Source organism: Paenibacillus sp. VMFN-D1 (assembly GCF_003386155.1).
Taxonomy (GTDB): domain Bacteria; phylum Bacillota; class Bacilli; order Paenibacillales; family Paenibacillaceae; genus Paenibacillus_AQ; species Paenibacillus_AQ favisporus.
The window spans coordinates 435,863-454,335 of sequence record NZ_QRDU01000002.1; the positions used below are offsets into that span (position 1 = coordinate 435,863).

Genomic DNA, 18,473 nt, shown 5'->3' on the forward strand with positions numbered 1-18,473 from the left:
AAGGAGTGACTGAAATTATGGCAGAGGTTAAAAAGATTGCAGTAATCGCAGGGGACGGCATCGGGCCGGAGGTTGTCGCGGAAGCGGAGAAAGTGCTCAAGCGCACAGAGGAGCTGTTCGGCTATTCGTTTGAAACAGAGCATGCGCTGTTCGGGGGAATCGCGATCGACGAGAAGGGGACCCCGCTTCCGGAAGAGACGCTGGCGGTATGTAAAAATGCAGACGCGGTGCTGCTTGGCGCAGTAGGCGGACCGAAATGGGACAACAATCCGAAGGAGCTTCGTCCGGAGACTGGCCTGCTCGGTATCCGCAAGGCGCTCGGATTGTTCTCCAACCTGCGTCCAGCCGTGGTGTTCGACTGCTTGAAGGACGCCTCGACGCTGAAGCCTGAGGTGCTGGAAGGCACGGACCTGATGGTCGTACGGGAGCTGACCGGCGGCATTTACTTCGGTGACAAGCTGAGACGCCAAGGCGAGCATGGCGAAGAAGCGGTGGACACTTGCGTGTACAATGTGGCGGAAGTGGAACGGATCGTGCGCCAAGCCTTTGAAATCGCCCAGAAGCGCCGCAAGAAGCTCGCTTCCGTCGATAAGGCGAACGTGCTCGAAACTTCCCGCCTGTGGCGTGAAGTGGTGAATCGGGTCGCTCCGGATTATCCGGACGTGGAGTTGGAGCATGTGCTTGTCGACAACTGCGCCATGCAGCTGCTGCGCCGGCCAGCCAGCTTCGACGTCATCGTGACGGAGAACATGTTTGGCGATATTTTGAGCGACGAAGCCGCCATGCTGACCGGGTCGATCGGCATGCTGTCGTCCGCTTCGATGGGAGAAGGCGCGTTCGGCTTGTATGAGCCGGTTCACGGCTCCGCACCGGATATCGCGGGTCAGAACCTGGCGAATCCGATCGCCACGATTCTGTCACTGGCGCTGATGTTCCGCCTTACGTTTGGATACGGCGATGCGGCAGACGCGATTGAAGCAGCTGTGGCTGACGTGCTGAATGCCGGACATCGCACAGGCGACATCGCTGTGGATAAGAGCAAGGCGATCGGCACCCGGGAGATGGGCGACCTGATCGTGGCTGCGATGAAGAAGTAATTTTCAACGTAATATTGAGGTCGTTTTAGCGCTATATAAATGAAGGGATTTTTTTGGAAGGGTGCTGCCGGGTGATCGGCGGCCCCTTTTTTTTACATCCATCTGCTGAAGATTCGGTGAAAAGTTCACGATATTTTCTTATTTATAATTATTATAAATAAATAACCTATATAATCTTGACTTTGATTTCGTCGAATGATACCATTTGAAATGTAGATTCCACTTGGGATGCAATACGATACTCAATCTAGAACAGAGCAGTTGTTCTTTATATTAAAGGAGGAATTTTTGACATGGCAGAACGTTTAGTAGGTAAACCGGCTCCTGAATTTACGATGGAAACTGTAACAGGTGACGGCACGGATTTCAGCAAAGCAAGCCTGACTGACTATCGCGGTAAATGGCTCGTATTTTTCTTCTATCCACTCGATTTCACTTTCGTATGCCCTACGGAAATCACTGCGCTGAGCGATGCTTACGAGCAGTTCAAAGCGCTTGACGCTGAAATTCTGGGTGTGAGCACGGACTCCATCCACAGCCACAAGGCTTGGATCAACACACCGCGCGACTCGAACGGACTTGGAAAAATCAACTTCCCGCTGGCTTCCGACATCACGAGATCCGTTGCAAAAGACTACGGCGTGTACATCGAAGAAGAAGGCGTTGCTCTTCGCGGTCTGTTCATCATCGACCCTGAAGGCGAGCTGAAATATCAAGTGGTTAACCACAACGATATCGGCCGCAGTGTTGAAGAAACCCTTCGCGTCCTCCAAGCGCTGCAATCCGGCGGATTGTGCGCAATGAACTGGAAACCAGGCGACAAAAATCTGGTAACCAACTAATTTCTAAATATTCGGACAAGCCCCCTTTGCCTTGCTTGATGCAGGCCAAGGGGGTTTTTCATCAACTGTGGTTTTGGGTTTAGAATGCCTCGGAGAAGTTGAAATATGGCTAGGAGCGGCATAACGTCTTGTTTTGGCATTAATATAGAATGAACTGATCTATTTAGCAGGATTTGAACAGGGCGATATAGAAAACCAAAGAGCAGGCATACATGAGAAAACTTGGGTCCCGTCAGGGTTGAAAAAAAGGAATTGTCGAGCTTGGAATCGAATACATTATGAAGAAATACGGTGGAATCCAGAGGAGGGTGAACTGGAATGAGTTATTGCTGCGGAGCAAGTATGGTTGGAACGAAAGGTACACTTAAACATTATCGCACTCAGGTCCATAATGTTCCCCTGTTGTTCTGTCCCGTGTGCCACCGGGTTGAGGTTCATTACAAGGTTGAGAATGAATACGAAATTTTGGCCGAATATGCGCATGGTGACGGAGCGGCAGAAATTGACTTTCAGGATTATGTGATCGAGGACGAAGAGACCATTTTTGAAAATGTGGTCAACTGTGAGAAGGAAGATCCGAAAGACATCATTCAGAGCCAGATTGACATGGCCCTTGATTTGTTGACGGTCGCCAAGCAAATTCAAGACGAGAAATGGCAGAGCGAGCTGAAAAAAAGACTCGCGGTCATGAGCCAGCGCCGGCTGCGTCTTCAGCATAAATCATAAAATTTCATCGGATACCCGGGCCTGCCGTCGAATCGGCGGAAATCGTCCCGGCTGAGCGCCCGGTCATGACATAGCATCAGGTACAAAAATATAAATTTTTTGTGTCTGATGCTTTTGTTTTAAGATTCGCTTCCGCAAGAGGCGACATCCTTATTTTTACAGGAGAAACTTCTGCATAAGCGGGGACTTTCGGCTAAGAAAGAGCACCGATTGACGGCCATCATTTTCAGGCTGGGACCATTTTTTCTTTTTTCGACAGTATCTCTTGTTGAGTTTTCCGGCGAGCTTGTCTATGATTAAACTAATCTTTATTACTGGCCAAAAGATGGAATATCTGCCTGCTAACGATTTGCCAATTCCGTCATTTCCTTATAAAGGGGGGGCATCGTGTGAGCGAAATCCAAGAGACGTTGTTGCAGTCCCTGGAGGCGTTTCAATCTACGCAGCTTGTGAAGAACAAGTACGAGAACATTTTGGAGCACTTGGACAGTGGGGTAATCCTTTTCGACAGTGAGGGCGTTTTGACATTTATCAATGTGCAAATGGCGAGGTTGTTGGAAATTTCCCGTAAGTCGTTGACTGGCCTAACCTTGCTTCAAATTTTGCGTCATCCCCAGTTAAGCAGGTATAAGAAGAAGAAAATATTGCGTATTTACCGCGAAACCATTTTTCACCGAAAAAGATACCATGAGCTAAGTGATGAAACCGGACGCCAGTGGCTTCTTACGGTCACCTACGGCGATCAAATGGACGGTGATTTTTTATTTAGTGTCAAGGATGTATCCGATTTCAAGCAGATCGAACAAACCGCCTACCGAAACGACAAACTGGCGATGCTCGGCAAAATTTCGGCATCGATCGCCCACGAAATCCGCAACCCGCTCACGGCCATCCGTGGATTCATTCAGCTGCTGAGACCTCATTTGACCAAGCTAGGAAAAGACGAGTATGCTCGCATTATATTGACCGAGATCGACCGGGCGAACGATATTATTTATGAATTTCTGAATTCGTCCAAGCCATCTGCGCCGCAAACGACCGTCATCCCGGTTTCGTCTTTGCTGAAGGAAGTTGTTCTCCTTACGGAGAGCGAAGCGCTGATGAATGGCTGCGAGGTTGTGTTGCTTGATGAGTCTACGCCCCTTCATATTTCCGTCGATGTGAAGCAGATTAAGCAGGTCATTCTCAACATCATTAAAAACGCCATGGATGCGATTGCTGATCAGGGACATGAGCATACCGGGAAGATTGAAATCCGCACGCGCAAGGACCAGAAAAACGTGAATATATGTATTTCGGATAACGGAAAGGGTATGGATCATATCACGCTGAGCCATTTATTCGATCCCTTCTTTACGACCAAGGAGAGCGGGACAGGCCTTGGTCTGTCCGTAAGTTACCGGATCATCAAGAATCACCGGGGATATATCTCTGTGGACAGCAAAGTAGGGAAGGGAACAGAGTTTGTGATCTCGCTTCCGATCGTTGAAATGTCCTGATTCGGCACAGCAGGAACATTTTGTCTTTGGAGTTGCTTTGGACAACGGTGGAATAATATATATGACTATCGTCCGAAAACTTGAAGACAAAGGAAGATGACGCCGATGAATGGACATCCGTTTTCCGAAGGACAAGATATTACGGTCACATGGAAGGATCATACGGAAGCTGCTCAGCTCAGTATGGATGCGCTTGTTGTTATGGTTTCCCAAAAGGACTTTGAGGATAACGCACTTTCTCCCAGTCTTGCACCCATTGTGCAGCAGCTCAGGGACAGCCGCCTGTTCGGTGCTGCCTTCAATCAAATCCACGCACTGCCTGTGCCTGATTCAAGCGGCCATCGCGCCGTTATTCTAGTCGGGATCGGCGAACGTCCGCTGACCTCCGAAGAACTCAGGCTTGCTGCCGCCCAGGCGGCTAAAACCGCGCTCAAAATCCAAGCCCACAGCCTGGCATGGGAAGTGCCGATGACCATGATGCGATTTACTGCGGAACAGAACACGATCACTGCGGCCCAGGCCCTGACCGAAGGGTTCATTCTGGGCGCATACCGGATCAAGCAGTACAAACGAAACCATCCGACGTACCATGGAATTAAAGAGCTGGTGCTTTTTCGAAAAGGAAACGCGGATCCCCGGGAAGCTGAAGAATGGCGTCAAGGCATAGTCCGTGGGAAAGCGGCAGCCGAAGCTACCTGTTTGGCGCGGGATTTAACGAACCTCCCTGGGAATATGCTGGTTCCAGAAGATCTGGCGAAGCATGCGCAGCGAATTGCCCGGAAGCATGGCATGGAATCACACACGCTGGATGTCGAAGAGCAAAAGGCGCTCGGCATGGGGGGATTGCTCTCGGTTGGCCAGGGGAGCATTCAACCTCCGCGGATGATCGTGATGAAATATCAAGGAAGGGACAGCTGGGATGACGTTTTAGGGCTTGTCGGCAAAGGCATTACGTTCGATACCGGGGGCATCTCTCTGAAGAAGCGGCTCGGCATGGAAGAGATGATCAGCGATATGGCTGGAGCCGCTGCGGTGCTGGGTGTCATGAACGCACTTGGAACGCTGAAGCCGAAGGTAAACGTCGTGGCTGTCATTCCGAGTGCCGAGAACATGCCTGGAGGCGGTGCCTTTAAGCCGGGGGACGTCATCCGGTCGTTCAGCGGGCGGACGATCGAGGTGCTGAACACCGATGCGGAAGGCAGAGTGGTGCTCGCCGATGGCATGACTTATGCCAGACAGCTCGGAGCGGTCCGTCTCATCGATGTGGCGACGCTCACAGGCGCCGTCGTGACGGCTTTAGGGGATGTGGCGACTGGAGCGGTAACGAACGATGACACTTTTCTCCAGGAGCTGATCCTCGCTTCGAAAAGATCCGGTGAAAAAGTATGGCCGCTTCCTGCTTACAAGGAATTTTGGGATATGCTCAAAAGCGACGTGGCGGACATTCGCAACAGCACCGGAGGCAGGGGGGCTGCGATAACGGCAGGCCTGTTTATCGGAACCTTTGCCGAAGGGCTGCCGTGGGTTCATCTCGATATCGCCGGAACGGCCTACGCCCAAAAAGAGCGGGGTGTGAATCCGAAGGGAGGTACCGGGGTGATGGTCCGGACCCTGCTGGAGTGGATTTTGTCGCAAGCGGCATCCTCATAAAAGACCATGAACGTAAAGCGGAATCCTGAGCGGGATAGCCGCTTTATTTCGTATGCCGTCATTTCGCGGTCATATCCGTCCGGACAATTAACCTTTACTTTTCTGGTCACCTTCAAGTATGATGAAGGAATAAATTTTATGCCGGAAGGAGAAGCTTGTTGGATGAAAACGAACCCTTGTAAAATTGTCGATTGCACGATTCGCGATGGGGGACTGGTTAATAACTGGGACTTCAGCGTCGAGTTTGTACAAACTTTATACGCCGGACTGAATGAGGCCGGTGTTGACTATATGGAAATCGGCTACAAAAATTCACCCAAACTGCTGAAGGGCGCCGAATCTGCCGGACCTTGGCGCTTTTTGGACGATTCCTTCCTGCGTGAAGTGATCCCCCAGAAGGGCAAAACCAAGCTGTCCGCCCTCGTGGATATCGGCCGTGTCGATGAGAATGATATTTTGCCGCGCGAAGAGAGCATGCTGGATTTGATCCGTGTTGCTTGCTACATCAAGGACGTGGATAAAGCGCTGGAGCTGGTGCAGACGTTCCATGAACGCGGTTACGAAACGACGCTGAATATTATGGCGTTGTCCAACGTCATGGAGAACGAGCTGCTGGAAGCCTTCGAAATGATCCGGGAGAGCGTGGTCGATGTCGTCTACATCGTCGACTCCTATGGAAGCCTTGACCACAAGGACATGGAGTATTTGGTCGAGAAGTTCAAGAAGCACCTGCCGAACAAGCGCCTTGGCGTTCATACGCATAACAATATGCAGCTGGCCTTCTCCAACACGCTGACCGCCGCGGAGCTGGGCGTGGAGCTGCTGGATGCGTCCGTATACGGAATGGGCCGCGCGGCTGGCAACTGCCCGACCGAGCTGCTCGTCACTCATCTGAAAAATACCCATTACAACCTTCGTCCGGTGCTGGATGTGATCGAACGCCTGATGATTCCGCTTCGTGAGAAGGAAGAATGGGGCTACCTGATTCCTTACATGGTTACGGGAACGCTGGGGGAGCATCCACGTTCCGCCATGGCGCTCCGGGCATCGGAGGATAAGGACAAGTACGTGGATTTTTACGACAAGCTGACGACTCCGGAAGTCAACTTTGATCCGAAACACAAGTAAACCGCTTCATTTGATTCATTAGAAAAAGGGCTGCCCGTACTTGTACGGGCAGCCCTTTTTTGGCTTCAATCGAGTCTGATATATTCGCGTTCACCGGTACGGTGATTATAATAGACCTGGTATTTATGACCGTCTTTCGGGTCAATAAATACTTCCGAAGTCGGCGTAAACGATCCGTTCATGATGTCCCTGCTGCCCCCGCTGTCGTCCCGGCGGCGGTATCTCTTGTCGAAGAAACGCCAGCTTACCCATAACAGCAGCAGAAAAGCGACCAGCTCCAAGGCGTATATGAGCAGAATAATGACCATACCTCCCATCAGCTAACAGGACGGGTTCTAACGACCGTGCCGTAGGCAACAATTTCGCTCATGTTATTGCCGATATCCCCGCTGTCAAAGCGCATCATCACGATGGCGTCCCCGCCCATTGCATGCGCGTTCTGCACCATCCGGTCCACCGCCTGCCGCCGTGCATCCTCAATCATCTGTGTGTACTGCTTCACCTCGCCGCCGACAAGGCCCTTGAGGGAAGCCATAATGTCCCCGCCGATGCCTCTGGCTCTAACGACGACTCCAAACGTGGTGCCGAGTACCTCGATAATTTCATGATTGGCTACATTTTCGGTTGTTGTAATGATCATACAATGCCACACCCCTTAGGTATTATAATCTACAATACGGATGAAGGAGGATGAGGATTCATTTTTTTGCAAAACGACTCATGTCGAACGATGACCCCAATGCAAAATTATTGTCTAATGTTAGCAGGAATGTCGGCATAAACGTGGAATTATTTAGCATGAAATTCATATATAAATATTTCAGAAAAAGCCCGGGGGTCAGAGGACTGCATGCATACCAGAGTAGAGAAAAGACGAACAATCAGGACGGCCTTGGTGGGAATCTTGTTTTTTGTTGCGGTTCAGATCGTTCAAACTGCATTTTTATACAGTAATGATGGCGCCGGCTGGTTCAAGACGGTTTATGTTCTTGCCGGCTGGAGCAGCGTGGCTGTCAGCTTTGCCGTGTTCGCCCAGGGATGGCTGTTATTTTCGCACAAACTGTCGCGGCATAGGCTGTATACGGCTGCGCTGTTTTTGTCTCTGGCTGTATTTGACTTTTTGCAGACGGTCAGCTTGCTCGGAATTCCTCTATTCGGCTATGCATTAAACCAGGACGATGCCATGTGGCTGCTTATTATCTCCAAGGGGGCGTGCGCCCTCGGGCTTCTGTCGATTTATAATCTGAAAGACACGATGGTGTCAATTACCCATAAACGCTTCGCATTTATGATCACGTCGGTCGTGATCGTATTTGGTGTGTTTGCCTTTTTCCTGTGGCATCAGAAACTTCCTTTGCTGATGAACCATGGCAGCATTAATTGGCTGAAGAAATATTTGGACCTGATGATCATTGCGGTATGCCTGATTGGCATCGGATCGATCATGTACCGGGGCAAAAAGGACCGGGCCCCATCGCTGCTTATTATTATCCGGGCGCTGATTTACTCCGCTCTCGGACAGGGGCTGATGATGACGGCGAATCATACATACCAGTGGAATTACCTGCTTGGCACCCTTTCCGGAGGTGTGGCTTACTATCTAATGCTCAAAGGGGTTTACCGCCTGACGATCGAGGATCCATTCCGGGAACAACAGCGGGTGGAGGCGCGGATGAACTATCTGGCGTTCCATGATGACCTGACGGGACTTCCGAACAAACGCCGGTTGACTCAGCGCATTTCCAGTAAGATCAAAAATACGGGCCATGAAATGACAGGGGTCGTCGTTTTTAACGTCAACCGCTTCAAAAATATCAATGACTCTCTTGGGCATCAGGCGGGGGACCGAATTCTGCAGCTTGTCGGCGACCGCCTCAAACGGAATACCCGGTCCAGGGAGGAAGTGTTCAGTATGGGCGCCGATGAGTTCGCCATCATTCTGCCTGCGCTTGCCGGCGTGGAAGAGGGGATGGAGCGAATCCGCTATTTGCTGACGCTCTTTGAAAAGCCCGTCGTCATCGAGGAAAACGATTATCATATCACGCTCTGCGCAGGGATGGCGGTCTTTCCGCAGGACGGAGATACGGCCGAGGAGCTGATTCAGCATGCGGACACCGCCGTTCATCATGCCAAAGACTATGGAGTCGACGTTCGTCACTTTGTCCCATCCATGCAGATGAAGGCGAAGGAGCGGCTCCGCCTGGAGAACGACCTGCGTAAAGCGATCGAGCGGGAAGAGTTTTACCTGGAGTACCAGCCGCTCGTTCATTTGGAGAGCAGCGAGATCGTCGGCATGGAGGCGCTGCTGCGCTGGCGGCATCCGAAACGGGGATTCGTTTCGCCGGCCGAATTCATTCCGCTGGCAGAGGAAAGCGGTCTGATTGTTCCTCTTGGCGAATGGGTTCTCCGCACGGCGTGCATGCAGAATAAAAAATGGCAGCAGGCGGGGTATAAGCCGATCTGCGTATCGATTAATCTATCCATGCGCCAGTTTCTCCAGCCCCAGCTGGCTGAACGCATCGGGTCCATCCTGGAGGAAATCGGCTTGGATCCGAAGTACGTCGAGCTGGAGATTACGGAAAGCATGACGTTTGACAAGGAGACGGCCTTTGACCAGCTTCGGCGCTTGAAGCAGCTCGGCGTCTTCATCAGTATCGATGACTTCGGGACGGGGTACAGCTCGCTGCATTACTTGAAAAACATGCCGATCGACCGGCTGAAAATCGACCGTTCCTTCGTCCACGAAGTGATGAGCGACCATAACGATGCGGCGATCGTCTCCACGATCGCATCGATGGCGCATCATCTGCAGCTCAAGGTAACGGCCGAAGGCGTAGAGAATGAGGAGCAGCTCCATTTCCTGAAAGAGCAGCGCTGCCACGAGGGACAAGGCTACTATTTCAGCAAGCCGATTTCACCAGAGGATTTCGAACGGACCTTTCTGCTGAATTAAAAAAGTATTGCAATCCCGCGGCATCCGTGGTATATTATTTCTTGTCTTCACAAGATGATATATCTTGAATGCAACGGGATGTAGCTCAGCTTGGTAGAGCACCTGGTTTGGGACCAGGGGGTCGCATGTTCGAATCGTGTCATCCCGATACTAGACATTCACCCTGAGAAAGTACGAGATTCGCCTTGGCGGCTTTGCTTTTACAGGTGATATGCGGGTGTAGTTCAATGGTAGAACTTCAGCCTTCCAAGCTGATAGCGTGGGTTCGATTCCCATCACCCGCTCCATATTAATTTAAACAAACAACGCCGATGGCGTTTTTTTATTTTGGAGCGGTTGTGCGGGAGAGAACCCACGCGCGTGGGTGCGACCGTCCGTGCAGGCTTCATCGAAGGAGCCCAATCAGGACGCGCGTCAACATCTACCTTAGTGGGGAGCCGAAGGCTCGCTGTTGGATCGGGATGTTGAGTATTCCCAACACCCGCTCCATATTAATTTAAACAAACAACGCCGATGGCGTTTTTTTATTTTGAAGCGGTTGTGTGGGAGAGAACCCACGCGCGTGGGTGCGACCGTCCGTGCAGGCTTCCATGAAGGAACCCGATCAGGACGCGCGTCAACATCTACCTTAGAGGCTCGCTGTTGGATCGGGATGTTGAGTATTCCCATCACCCGCTCCATATTAATTTAAACAAACAACGCCGATGGCGTTTTTTTATTTTGGAGTGGTTGTGCGGGAGAGAACCCACGAGCGTGGGTGCGACCGTCCGTGCAGGCATCTATGAAGGGACTGATCAGGACGCGCGTCAACATCTACCTTAGTGGCGAGCTGAAAGCTCCTTTTTTATGCTATATTTTTCCTTGCTTTATCCAAGTCCAAATTCGAAATGAACCAAACAAAGCCGCAAATAGTATAAGAAGCAGCATGAATACCCAAATGCCAAGTCGATTGATATCTCTTAGACCATCTGCATTAATAAGTACAAAGGTTCCAAAACCTATAAAAAGAAGATATATAAAAACGTTTGGAATAATCCAGACAATCCTGAGTTTAATGTTTTTATTGTTCAACATCTCCACCTCCATATGACACCATCTTACGAGCTTTTGAGTAATCTGGATATTATAGAAATAGCTTTTTACATCCTTCTACAGGGCGCGCTTCAACTTCTAGTTGAGGGCGAGCCAAAGGCTCGCTGTTGGAACAGGATGTCGATTACCGTCCATGCGGACATTTATCCCGCACCATAGATGAAAAAGGCCGGAGATCCATGGATCTCCGGCCTTTTTTATACCCTCGGTTACAGTGTGACGCGCGCGTGCCCGAGAAAATGCATTACGGCGGCGAAGCCTGCGCCGATCATCGTTCCCCGGCTGCCAAGCCGGGAGAAGGTGATCTCGAGCTGCTGCTTATGGTAAGGCAGCGTCCGCTCCGCGACGACTGCCTGCATCGGCCCGGCCAGCCAATCCCGGGCTTCGGACAGCGCCCCGCCGATCACGATGAGCTCAGGATTGAAGCTGTTGATGAGGTTGGTTACGCCAATACCCAAATATTTGCCCATCTGGGCGAATTGTTCCCGGGCAGCCTCGTTTCCCTCGGAAGCCAGGCGCACCAGCTCCGGCGTATTGTGGGCCGGCAAGGCAGTGCCGGCCGTATCGTACGTTTTCTCCGAGGCGTAGAGCTCCCAGCAGCCCCGGCTTCCACAGGTGCATGGCCTTCCGTCGGCCTCGATGCACATATGGCCGGTCTCGCCGGCGTACCCGCGCGCACCTTTGTACAGTTCCCCGCCGATGATAATGCCGGAACCAATACCGGAGCCCGCACTGACGTAGAGCAGGTGGCGCACATCTTTTGCTGCCCCGAAATTCAGCTCGCCCTGCGCGCCGGCGTTGGCTTCGTTATCAATGGTGACAGGTACCGAAAAGGCTTCCTCCAGCAGCTGGCGCAAATGAACCATTTCCCAGCCGAGGTTGGGAGCAAATAAAACGATCCCGTTCTCATCCACCATGCCGGGCACGCCGACCCCGATCCCGACGGTTCCGTATGGCGTGTCCGGAGCCGATTCCATAAGACTGGAGATCACCTTCTTCATGGCTTCAAGTACATAAGACAAATCGTGACGCGCAAGCGTATGATCCCGCTCCTCCAGTACGTTGCCTCCCAGGTCGCACAGCACGGCCGTCAGCTGCTTCACCCGCAGCTCAATGCCGATAACGGTGCCAGCCATCGCGTTAAAATGCAGCAGCAGCGGCTTACGCCCACCGCTGGACTTGCCTGGCCCGACTTCGGTGACCAGCTGCTGCTCGCACAGCTCGGCTACCAAATTGGAGACGGTCGCCTTGTTCAGGCCGGTCATTTCCGATACCCGGGCTCTGGAGAGGGTGGAGGAATGCTTGCGGATCGTGTGAAGCACAAGCGAGCGGTTTATTTTTTTGACCAGAGCCTGGTCGCCGGTGACTTTCATGTATATCGCACATCCTTCGAGTAATCCCACTAGTACATAATCAATTAGTCTAGAGCCATCCGCAGCAAAAAGCAACCCGAAATCACCTGTTTAAAAAAACTTTGTTTAACCAATATACAAAGTCGATCCGATGTGTTACTATGTTCCTGTAAACGTTTGCGACAAGCAAATTTTGAGGAGGATTATACATGGCATACTTTGAGAACGTTGGGAAGATCGCTTATGAAGGAAGCCGTTCGACCAATCCGTACGCGTTCAAATTTTATAACCCGCAAGAAGTGGTAGCAGGCAAAACGATGGAAGAGCATCTTCGCTTTGCGATGGCTTACTGGCATACGCTGACTGCCGGTGGTTCCGATCCGTTCGGCGTAGAGACCGCTGTCCGCAGCTGGGACAAATACGACGGTATGGACAAGGCCAAAGCCCGTGTGGAAGCCGCTTTTGAATTTTTGGACAAAATGAACCTGCAGTTCTTCTGCTTCCACGATATCGACATCGCACCGGAAGGAAGCAGCCTGCGTGAGTTCTACAGCAACATCGACACAATCGTCGACCTGATCAGCCAAGGCATGAAAACCTCCGGCAAGAAGCTGCTGTGGAACACAGCCAACATGTTCACAAACCCACGCTACATGCACGGTGCCGGTTCTACTTGCAACGCGGACGTGTATGCCCATGCTGCAGCCCAAGTCAAAAAAGGCCTTGAAGTCGGCAAACAGCTCGGTGCGGAAAACTACGTATTCTGGGGCGGACGCGAAGGGTATGAAACCCTGCTGAATACGGACCTCAAGCTTGAAATGGACAACATGGCCCGCCTGTTCCACATGGCTGTGGATTATGCGAAGGAAATCGGCTTTGACGCCCAGTTCCTGATCGAACCAAAGCCGAAGGAGCCGACGAAGCATCAGTACGACTTTGACGCAGCGACGACGATTTCGTTCCTGCAAAAATACGATCTCGACAAGCACTTCAAGCTGAACCTGGAAGCCAACCATGCAACGCTGGCCGGACACACGTTCGAGCACGAGCTTCGCGTAGCCCGTATCAACGGTATGCTCGGATCCCTGGACGCCAACCAAGGCGACATGCTGCTCGGCTGGGATACCGACGAGTTCCCGCTGAACATTTACGATTCCACGCTTACGCTGTATGAAGTGCTGAAGAACGACGGTCTTGGCAAAGGCGGCATTAACTTCGACGCCAAAGTACGCCGTCAGTCGTTTGAGCCGGAAGATCTGTTCCTGGCGCATATCGCAGGTATGGACACTTACGCAAAAGGATTGAAGGTAGCTGCTAAGCTGATCGAAGACCGCGTGTTCGACGACTTCATCGACAAGCGCTACGCCAGCTTCAAGGAAGGCATCGGCGCAGACGTCGTATCCGGCAAAGCGACCCTGGCTTCCCTGGCTGAGTATGCACTGAACAATGAAAATCCGCGCCGCAACGAGTCCAGCCGCCAAGAGCTGCTGAAAGCTCAGTTGAACCAGTACATCCTGGCTGAGTAGAAGCAAGCATCAGGCACAGCTGTTACAAAACCGATCATGAAATCTCTTTGAAATGCAACGAAGGTTGCCTGAAGAAAGCTTCTTCGGGCAGCCTTTTTTTGAACCGGATTTCCATGCGGAACATCCTTGGTTCGTCGTTGATGTCCATTCGATCCATACAGGAGGAAAAAGTATGAAATACGTTATTGGTGTTGATTTGGGAACCAGCGCCGTCAAGACGGTGCTGGTGAATCCCCAGGGAGAAGTCGTGCACGAGCACTCTGAAGCTTATCCGCTGAGCAGACCTGAGCCGGGCTGGAGCGAGCAGAATCCGGAGGATTGGGTGGACAAGACGCTGGTCAGTCTCCGCAGACTGATGGAAAAGTCGGGTGCGGACCCGCAGGAAGTGGAAGGCCTCAGCTTCTCCGGCCAAATGCACGGCCTTGTGCTGGTGGATGCGAAGGGCAAGGTGCTGCGTCCGGCCATTCTGTGGAACGACACACGTACGACGGCGCAGTGCCGCAAGATCGAGAACACGCTGGAATCAAAGCTGCTGAGTATTGCCAAAAACCGCGCCCTGGAAGGCTTTACGCTGCCTAAAATTTTGTGGGTGCAGGAGAACGAACCGGACATTCTGTCCCAAGCCAGCTTGTTCCTGCTGCCGAAGGATTACGTGAGATACCGGCTCACCGGCGAATACGCGATGGATTACTCCGACGCTGCGGGCACGCTGCTGCTGGATGTTTCGGGTAAAACGTGGAGCCAGGACATTGCCGCAGCCTTTGATCTGCCGCTGTCGCTTTGCCCTCCGCTCGTGGAATCCTTCGATCAAACGGGCACGCTGCTGCCTGACATCGCCGAGGCGTCCGGCCTGCTGCCGTCGACCAAGGTATTCGCGGGCGGAGCGGACAATGCTTGCGGCGCCATCGGTGCAGGGATTTTGCAGGAAGGGCAAACGATGTGCAGTATCGGTACATCAGGCGTCGTCCTCTCTTTTGAAAGTCGCAAGGAACTGGAGGCCGACGGCAAGCTGCATTTCTTTAATCACAGCGAAAAGGACGCGTACTATGTTATGGGCGTCACGCTTGCGGCCGGTCACAGCCTGACCTGGTTTAAGGAGACGTTCGCCAAGGAAAAAAGCTTCGATGAGCTGCTTGAAGGCATCGGCTCCATCCCTGCGGGCAGCAGCGGCTTGCTGTTCACACCGTACATTTCCGGGGAACGAACCCCGCATCCGGACGCGGATATCCGCGGAAGCTTTATCGGAATGGACTCCGGCCACACGCTTTCCCATTTTGCCAGAGCGGTGCTTGAAGGCATTACGTTCTCGCTGCGGGAATCGATCGACATCGTACGCGAATCCGGCAAAGAGATCCATGAGGTCGTGGCCATCGGCGGCGGCGCGCGGAACGAAACGTGGCTGCAGATGCAGGCGGATATTTTCAACGCAACGATCATCAAGCTCGAAAGCGAGCAAGGCCCGGCGATGGGAGCGGCGATGTTGGCTGCATACGGCTGCGGCTGGTTCCCGTCGCTGACGGATTGTGCGAAGGCGTTCATCCGCCCGGCCAAAACGTACGCGCCGAATGCGGAGCAGGCTGAATTGTACAGCGGCTTGTTCAGCCTGTACCAGGAAGTATACAGCCAAACCCGTGAGCTGAACAGCAAGCTGGTTCCTTACCGGAACTAGGAAGCCGGTGCCTCCCTTGCGCGGATGAGATACGGAAAGCTCTGCTTAATGTCTAATTTAGACATGATTTTTTATCGAATTTTCGGGGTACTGCAATCGCTTTCAGAACTTTAGAATAAGGGTAGATCATCCGTACCTTGCCTATATGGCGGTAAAAATAGCGGGGAATACCGAAAACTGCGGACCGTAAGGCTCTGTTCGGTTGGCGTGTACTGCCATAATGTTTTGAAGATCACTCATTTAATATGCTGAAAAGCAAACAGGGCGGGAAGTCTGATCCAATACATCGGGCTTCCCGTCATTTCTTCAGAGATCAGAAAGTATAAGCTTCGGAGCTTCTGCTTTCTGACCTCGCAAGAAAAACCTCCTCTAGAAGCGGTCTGTCATCTTTGAAGGTACGGCGATAGACGTTTTTCTTCAGGCAGCCTGATATACGAAAGCACACGCTTCGGCCGCCGGTCCGGCAAGGTACTGGAAGAAACAACCGTTCGCGGAAAAGGGAGAGATAAGCGTGGAGCAAAGCAGCAAACGCGCCGTCAATAAAAGGCTGTGGTACCGCAAGCCGGCCTCTGTATGGGAGGAAGCGCTGCCGATCGGAAACGGACGGCTGGGAGGCATGGTGTTCGGCGGGGCGGAAGAAGAGAAAATTCAATTGAACGAGGACACGCTGTGGTCCGGATTTCCCCGGGACACGGTTAATTATAATGCCCTGCGGCATCTGGAGCCGGCCAAGGCATGGGTCGCCGAGGGCCGGTATGCCGAAGCGGAGGCGCTGATCGAAGCCGGGATGCTGGGACGACGCACGGAATCCTACCAGCCGCTCGGCGATTTGCATTTTACTTTTGGCCGCATGGATCAAATTAACGATTACGAGCGGGAGCTGGATTTGGAGCATGCGGTTGCATCGGTTTCTTTTCAAACCGGCGGGGTGCGCGTCATCCGCGAAGCATTTGCGAGCCGACCGGATGAGGTTATCGTCGTCCATTTCCGGACGGAGCCCGCAGTGAGCGGGGGTTCGGCCGGGAAGGCGGAGCTGCCGGAGTTGACGGCATGGCTCACCTCTCCGCATCTTAGCAATGTGAGCGCAGAGCCGGCGGCATTGGTCCTGACAGGACAAGCTCCGTCGCATGTCGCGGACAATTACTTGGGGGATCATCCTCAGTCGGTTCTCTATGAAGAAGGACTGGGACTCCGGTTTGCAGCTGTACTGACGGTGCGGACCGACGGAGAGGTGCAGACGGAGGAAGGGCGGCTGCGGATCGAAAAAGCGAGCACGGTCACCTTTGTGCTGGCTGCGGCGACCGATTTCGCAGGCTTTGACGTCATGCCGGGCGCATCAGGCATCGATCCGGTACGCTTGTGCCGGGAACATGCCGACGCGGCGGACAGTGATTATCTGCATCTGAAACAGCGGCATTTGGATGATTACCGCGCGCTGTTTGACCGGGTAGACCTGCAGGTGGGGCTGAGCCCACAGCTGCCACAGGCTGAAGCGGAAATGCCGACGGACGAACGCCTGCAGCTGTATCGCCGAGGAGGAGTCGATCTGGCCCTCGAAACGCTGCTGTTCCATTATGGACGCTATTTAATGATTGCCGGTTCGCGTCCGGGTACGCAGGCGCTGAACCTGCAGGGCATTTGGAATCCGCACAAGCAGCCGCCTTGGAACAGCAATTATACGACGAACATTAATGCCGAAATGAACTATTGGCCGGCCGAGGTGTGCGGTCTGGGAGAATGCCATGAGCCGCTCTTCGACCTGATCCGGGAACTGAGCGTCACCGGCAGCCGGACCGCGGCGATCCATTACGGTGCAAGAGGCTGGACGGCTCATCACAACACCGATTTGTGGCGGATGTCGACGCCTTCGGATGGGCGGGCCATGTGGGCGTTCTGGCCGATGGGCGGCGTGTGGCTGTCCAGACATCTGTGGGAACGGTATGCGTTCCGGCCGGATGCGGCCTACCTGCAGGAGGTAGCGTATCCGCTGATGAAAGGAGCCGCCTTGTTCTGCCTGGACTGGCTTGTCCAGCTTCCCGACGGACGATGGACGACGGGTCTCTCGACTTCACCGGAGAATGTCTTCCTGACCGAATCGGGAGAGCCTTGCAGTACGGCTGCCGGATCGGCGATGGATATGGCGCTCATTGACGAGCTGTTCGGACACTGCATCAATGCAGCTGAAGTGCTTGGGATCGATGAGGATTTCCGGCAGGAGCTGACTTCAAAACGGGAGCGGCTGGCACATCCCGGCATGAGTCCGGACGGGCGGATGCGGGAATGGGAGCGCGATTTCGGCGAGAATGAGCCGGGGCACCGCCATGTATCCCATCTGTACGGAGTGTACCCGGGAGACGCCGTAAACGAGAATACGCCGGAGCTGATGCAAGCCGCCTCCTTGTCGCTGAAGAAGCGGATTGAGGCGGGAAGCGGGCACACGGGCTGGAGTGCGGCCTGGATCTTTAACCTGTACGCGCGGCTTAAGGAGCCGGCGAACGTGTACCGCTCCATCCGGCGGATTCTCAGCGACTCCAGCCTGCCGAACCTGTTCGGCAACCACCCGCCGTTTCAGATTGACGGCAATTTCGGTTATGCGGCCGGCGTTGCGGAAGCGCTGCTGCAAAGCCACCAGGGCGAGATCCGGATGCTGCCGGCTCTGCCGGAAGCCTGGAACGAAGGGGAAGTCAAAGGACTGCGGGCGCGAGGCGGCTTCGTGGTAGACATGAAGTGGAGCGCCGGAACGATCGAGGAAGCAGGAATAACCTCCACGCATGGCGGGATCTGCCGGATCGCAGACCATTCCCTGTACCGGGTGCAGGGACCATATGGGCAGGAGCTACCGGCTGACGGATTTATTACGACAGCAGGCGAAATGTACCGAATTATACCACGGGACAAGGAAACGGTATCGGTGAATTGAAGCTGAAGCTGAAGCTGAA

At 53.2% G+C, this 18,473-nt stretch carries 14 protein-coding genes and 2 tRNA genes; 12 read left to right on the forward strand and 4 right to left on the reverse strand.

Features of this window, described 5'->3' with window-relative positions; genetic code table 11:
• Window positions 1-17 precede the first annotated feature (17 nt).
• The 6 genes from leuB (at window position 18) to C7820_RS17540 (ending at window position 6,942) form a co-directional block, all read left to right on the forward strand.
• Window positions 18-1,097 carry a 3-isopropylmalate dehydrogenase gene (gene leuB, locus C7820_RS17515; RefSeq protein ID WP_076173233.1) on the forward strand — a complete coding sequence of 360 codons (1,080 nt, stop codon included), beginning with the start codon at window positions 18-20 and terminating at the stop codon, window positions 1,095-1,097.
• A 293-nt stretch (window positions 1,098-1,390) separates the two neighbouring features.
• Complete coding sequence (locus C7820_RS17520; protein WP_116232142.1) at window positions 1,391-1,939, forward strand: peroxiredoxin; 549 nt, start codon at window positions 1,391-1,393, stop codon at window positions 1,937-1,939.
• A gap of 318 nt (window positions 1,940-2,257) precedes the next feature.
• On the forward strand, window positions 2,258-2,665 hold the full coding sequence (locus C7820_RS17525; protein ID WP_076173231.1) for a hypothetical protein: 408 nt from the start codon (window positions 2,258-2,260) through the stop codon (window positions 2,663-2,665).
• Window positions 2,666-3,054: 389 nt separating this feature from the next.
• On the forward strand, window positions 3,055-4,164 hold the full coding sequence (locus tag C7820_RS17530) for an ATP-binding protein (RefSeq protein ID WP_116232143.1): 1,110 nt from the start codon (window positions 3,055-3,057) through the stop codon (window positions 4,162-4,164).
• Window positions 4,165-4,269: 105 nt separating this feature from the next.
• Window positions 4,270-5,814 (forward strand): leucyl aminopeptidase, encoded by a 1,545-nt coding sequence (locus C7820_RS17535; RefSeq protein ID WP_181909103.1) that lies wholly within the window; start codon window positions 4,270-4,272, stop codon window positions 5,812-5,814.
• 162 nt (window positions 5,815-5,976) lie between these two features.
• Window positions 5,977-6,942 (forward strand): aldolase catalytic domain-containing protein, encoded by a 966-nt coding sequence (locus C7820_RS17540; RefSeq protein WP_116232661.1) that lies wholly within the window; start codon window positions 5,977-5,979, stop codon window positions 6,940-6,942.
• A 65-nt stretch (window positions 6,943-7,007) separates the two neighbouring features.
• Here C7820_RS17540 and C7820_RS17545 read toward each other — a convergent pair whose 3' ends face one another.
• Window positions 7,008-7,250 carry a hypothetical protein gene (locus C7820_RS17545; protein WP_076173228.1) on the reverse strand — a complete coding sequence of 81 codons (243 nt, stop codon included), beginning with the start codon at window positions 7,248-7,250 and terminating at the stop codon, window positions 7,008-7,010.
• 8 nt (window positions 7,251-7,258) lie between these two features.
• Complete coding sequence (locus C7820_RS17550; protein ID WP_105445850.1) at window positions 7,259-7,582, reverse strand: YbjQ family protein; 324 nt, start codon at window positions 7,580-7,582, stop codon at window positions 7,259-7,261.
• A gap of 255 nt (window positions 7,583-7,837) precedes the next feature.
• On the opposite strand from C7820_RS17550, the gene C7820_RS17555 reads away from it, so the two are divergent.
• From C7820_RS17555 to C7820_RS17565, 3 genes are all read left to right on the forward strand, one after another.
• Entirely contained in the window at window positions 7,838-9,895 is a 2,058-nt protein-coding gene (locus tag C7820_RS17555) for a putative bifunctional diguanylate cyclase/phosphodiesterase (RefSeq protein WP_258875295.1), read from the forward strand.
• Window positions 9,896-9,969: 74 nt separating this feature from the next.
• A tRNA-Pro gene (locus C7820_RS17560) sits at window positions 9,970-10,043 on the forward strand.
• A 65-nt stretch (window positions 10,044-10,108) separates the two neighbouring features.
• Window positions 10,109-10,182 (forward strand) — tRNA-Gly (locus C7820_RS17565).
• Window positions 10,183-10,744: 562 nt separating this feature from the next.
• Here the strand turns inward: C7820_RS17565 and C7820_RS17570 are convergent.
• Together C7820_RS17570 and C7820_RS17575 are read right to left on the reverse strand one after the other, a co-directional pair.
• The gene (locus tag C7820_RS17570) at window positions 10,745-10,969 is read right to left on the reverse strand and encodes a hypothetical protein (protein ID WP_258875296.1); all 225 of its coding nucleotides are present in this window, start codon (window positions 10,967-10,969) and stop codon (window positions 10,745-10,747) included.
• 227 nt (window positions 10,970-11,196) lie between these two features.
• Window positions 11,197-12,360 carry an ROK family protein gene (locus C7820_RS17575; RefSeq protein ID WP_116232146.1) on the reverse strand — a complete coding sequence of 388 codons (1,164 nt, stop codon included), beginning with the start codon at window positions 12,358-12,360 and terminating at the stop codon, window positions 11,197-11,199.
• 188 nt (window positions 12,361-12,548) lie between these two features.
• Here C7820_RS17575 and xylA point away from each other — a divergent pair, with 188 nt between their 5' ends.
• The 3 genes from xylA to C7820_RS17590 all read left to right on the forward strand — a co-directional run bounded on the left by xylA (window position 12,549) and on the right by C7820_RS17590 (window position 18,454).
• Complete coding sequence (xylA, locus tag C7820_RS17580) at window positions 12,549-13,865, forward strand: xylose isomerase (protein ID WP_116232147.1); 1,317 nt, start codon at window positions 12,549-12,551, stop codon at window positions 13,863-13,865.
• Between the two features lie 172 nt (window positions 13,866-14,037).
• The gene (gene xylB / locus C7820_RS17585; RefSeq protein WP_116232148.1) at window positions 14,038-15,534 is read left to right on the forward strand and encodes a xylulokinase; all 1,497 of its coding nucleotides are present in this window, start codon (window positions 14,038-14,040) and stop codon (window positions 15,532-15,534) included.
• A 511-nt stretch (window positions 15,535-16,045) separates the two neighbouring features.
• Window positions 16,046-18,454: a glycoside hydrolase family 95 protein gene (locus C7820_RS17590; RefSeq protein WP_116232149.1), complete on the forward strand. Its 2,409-nt coding sequence runs from the start codon at window positions 16,046-16,048 to the stop codon at window positions 18,452-18,454.
• The last annotated feature ends 19 nt before the right edge of the window (window positions 18,455-18,473 follow it).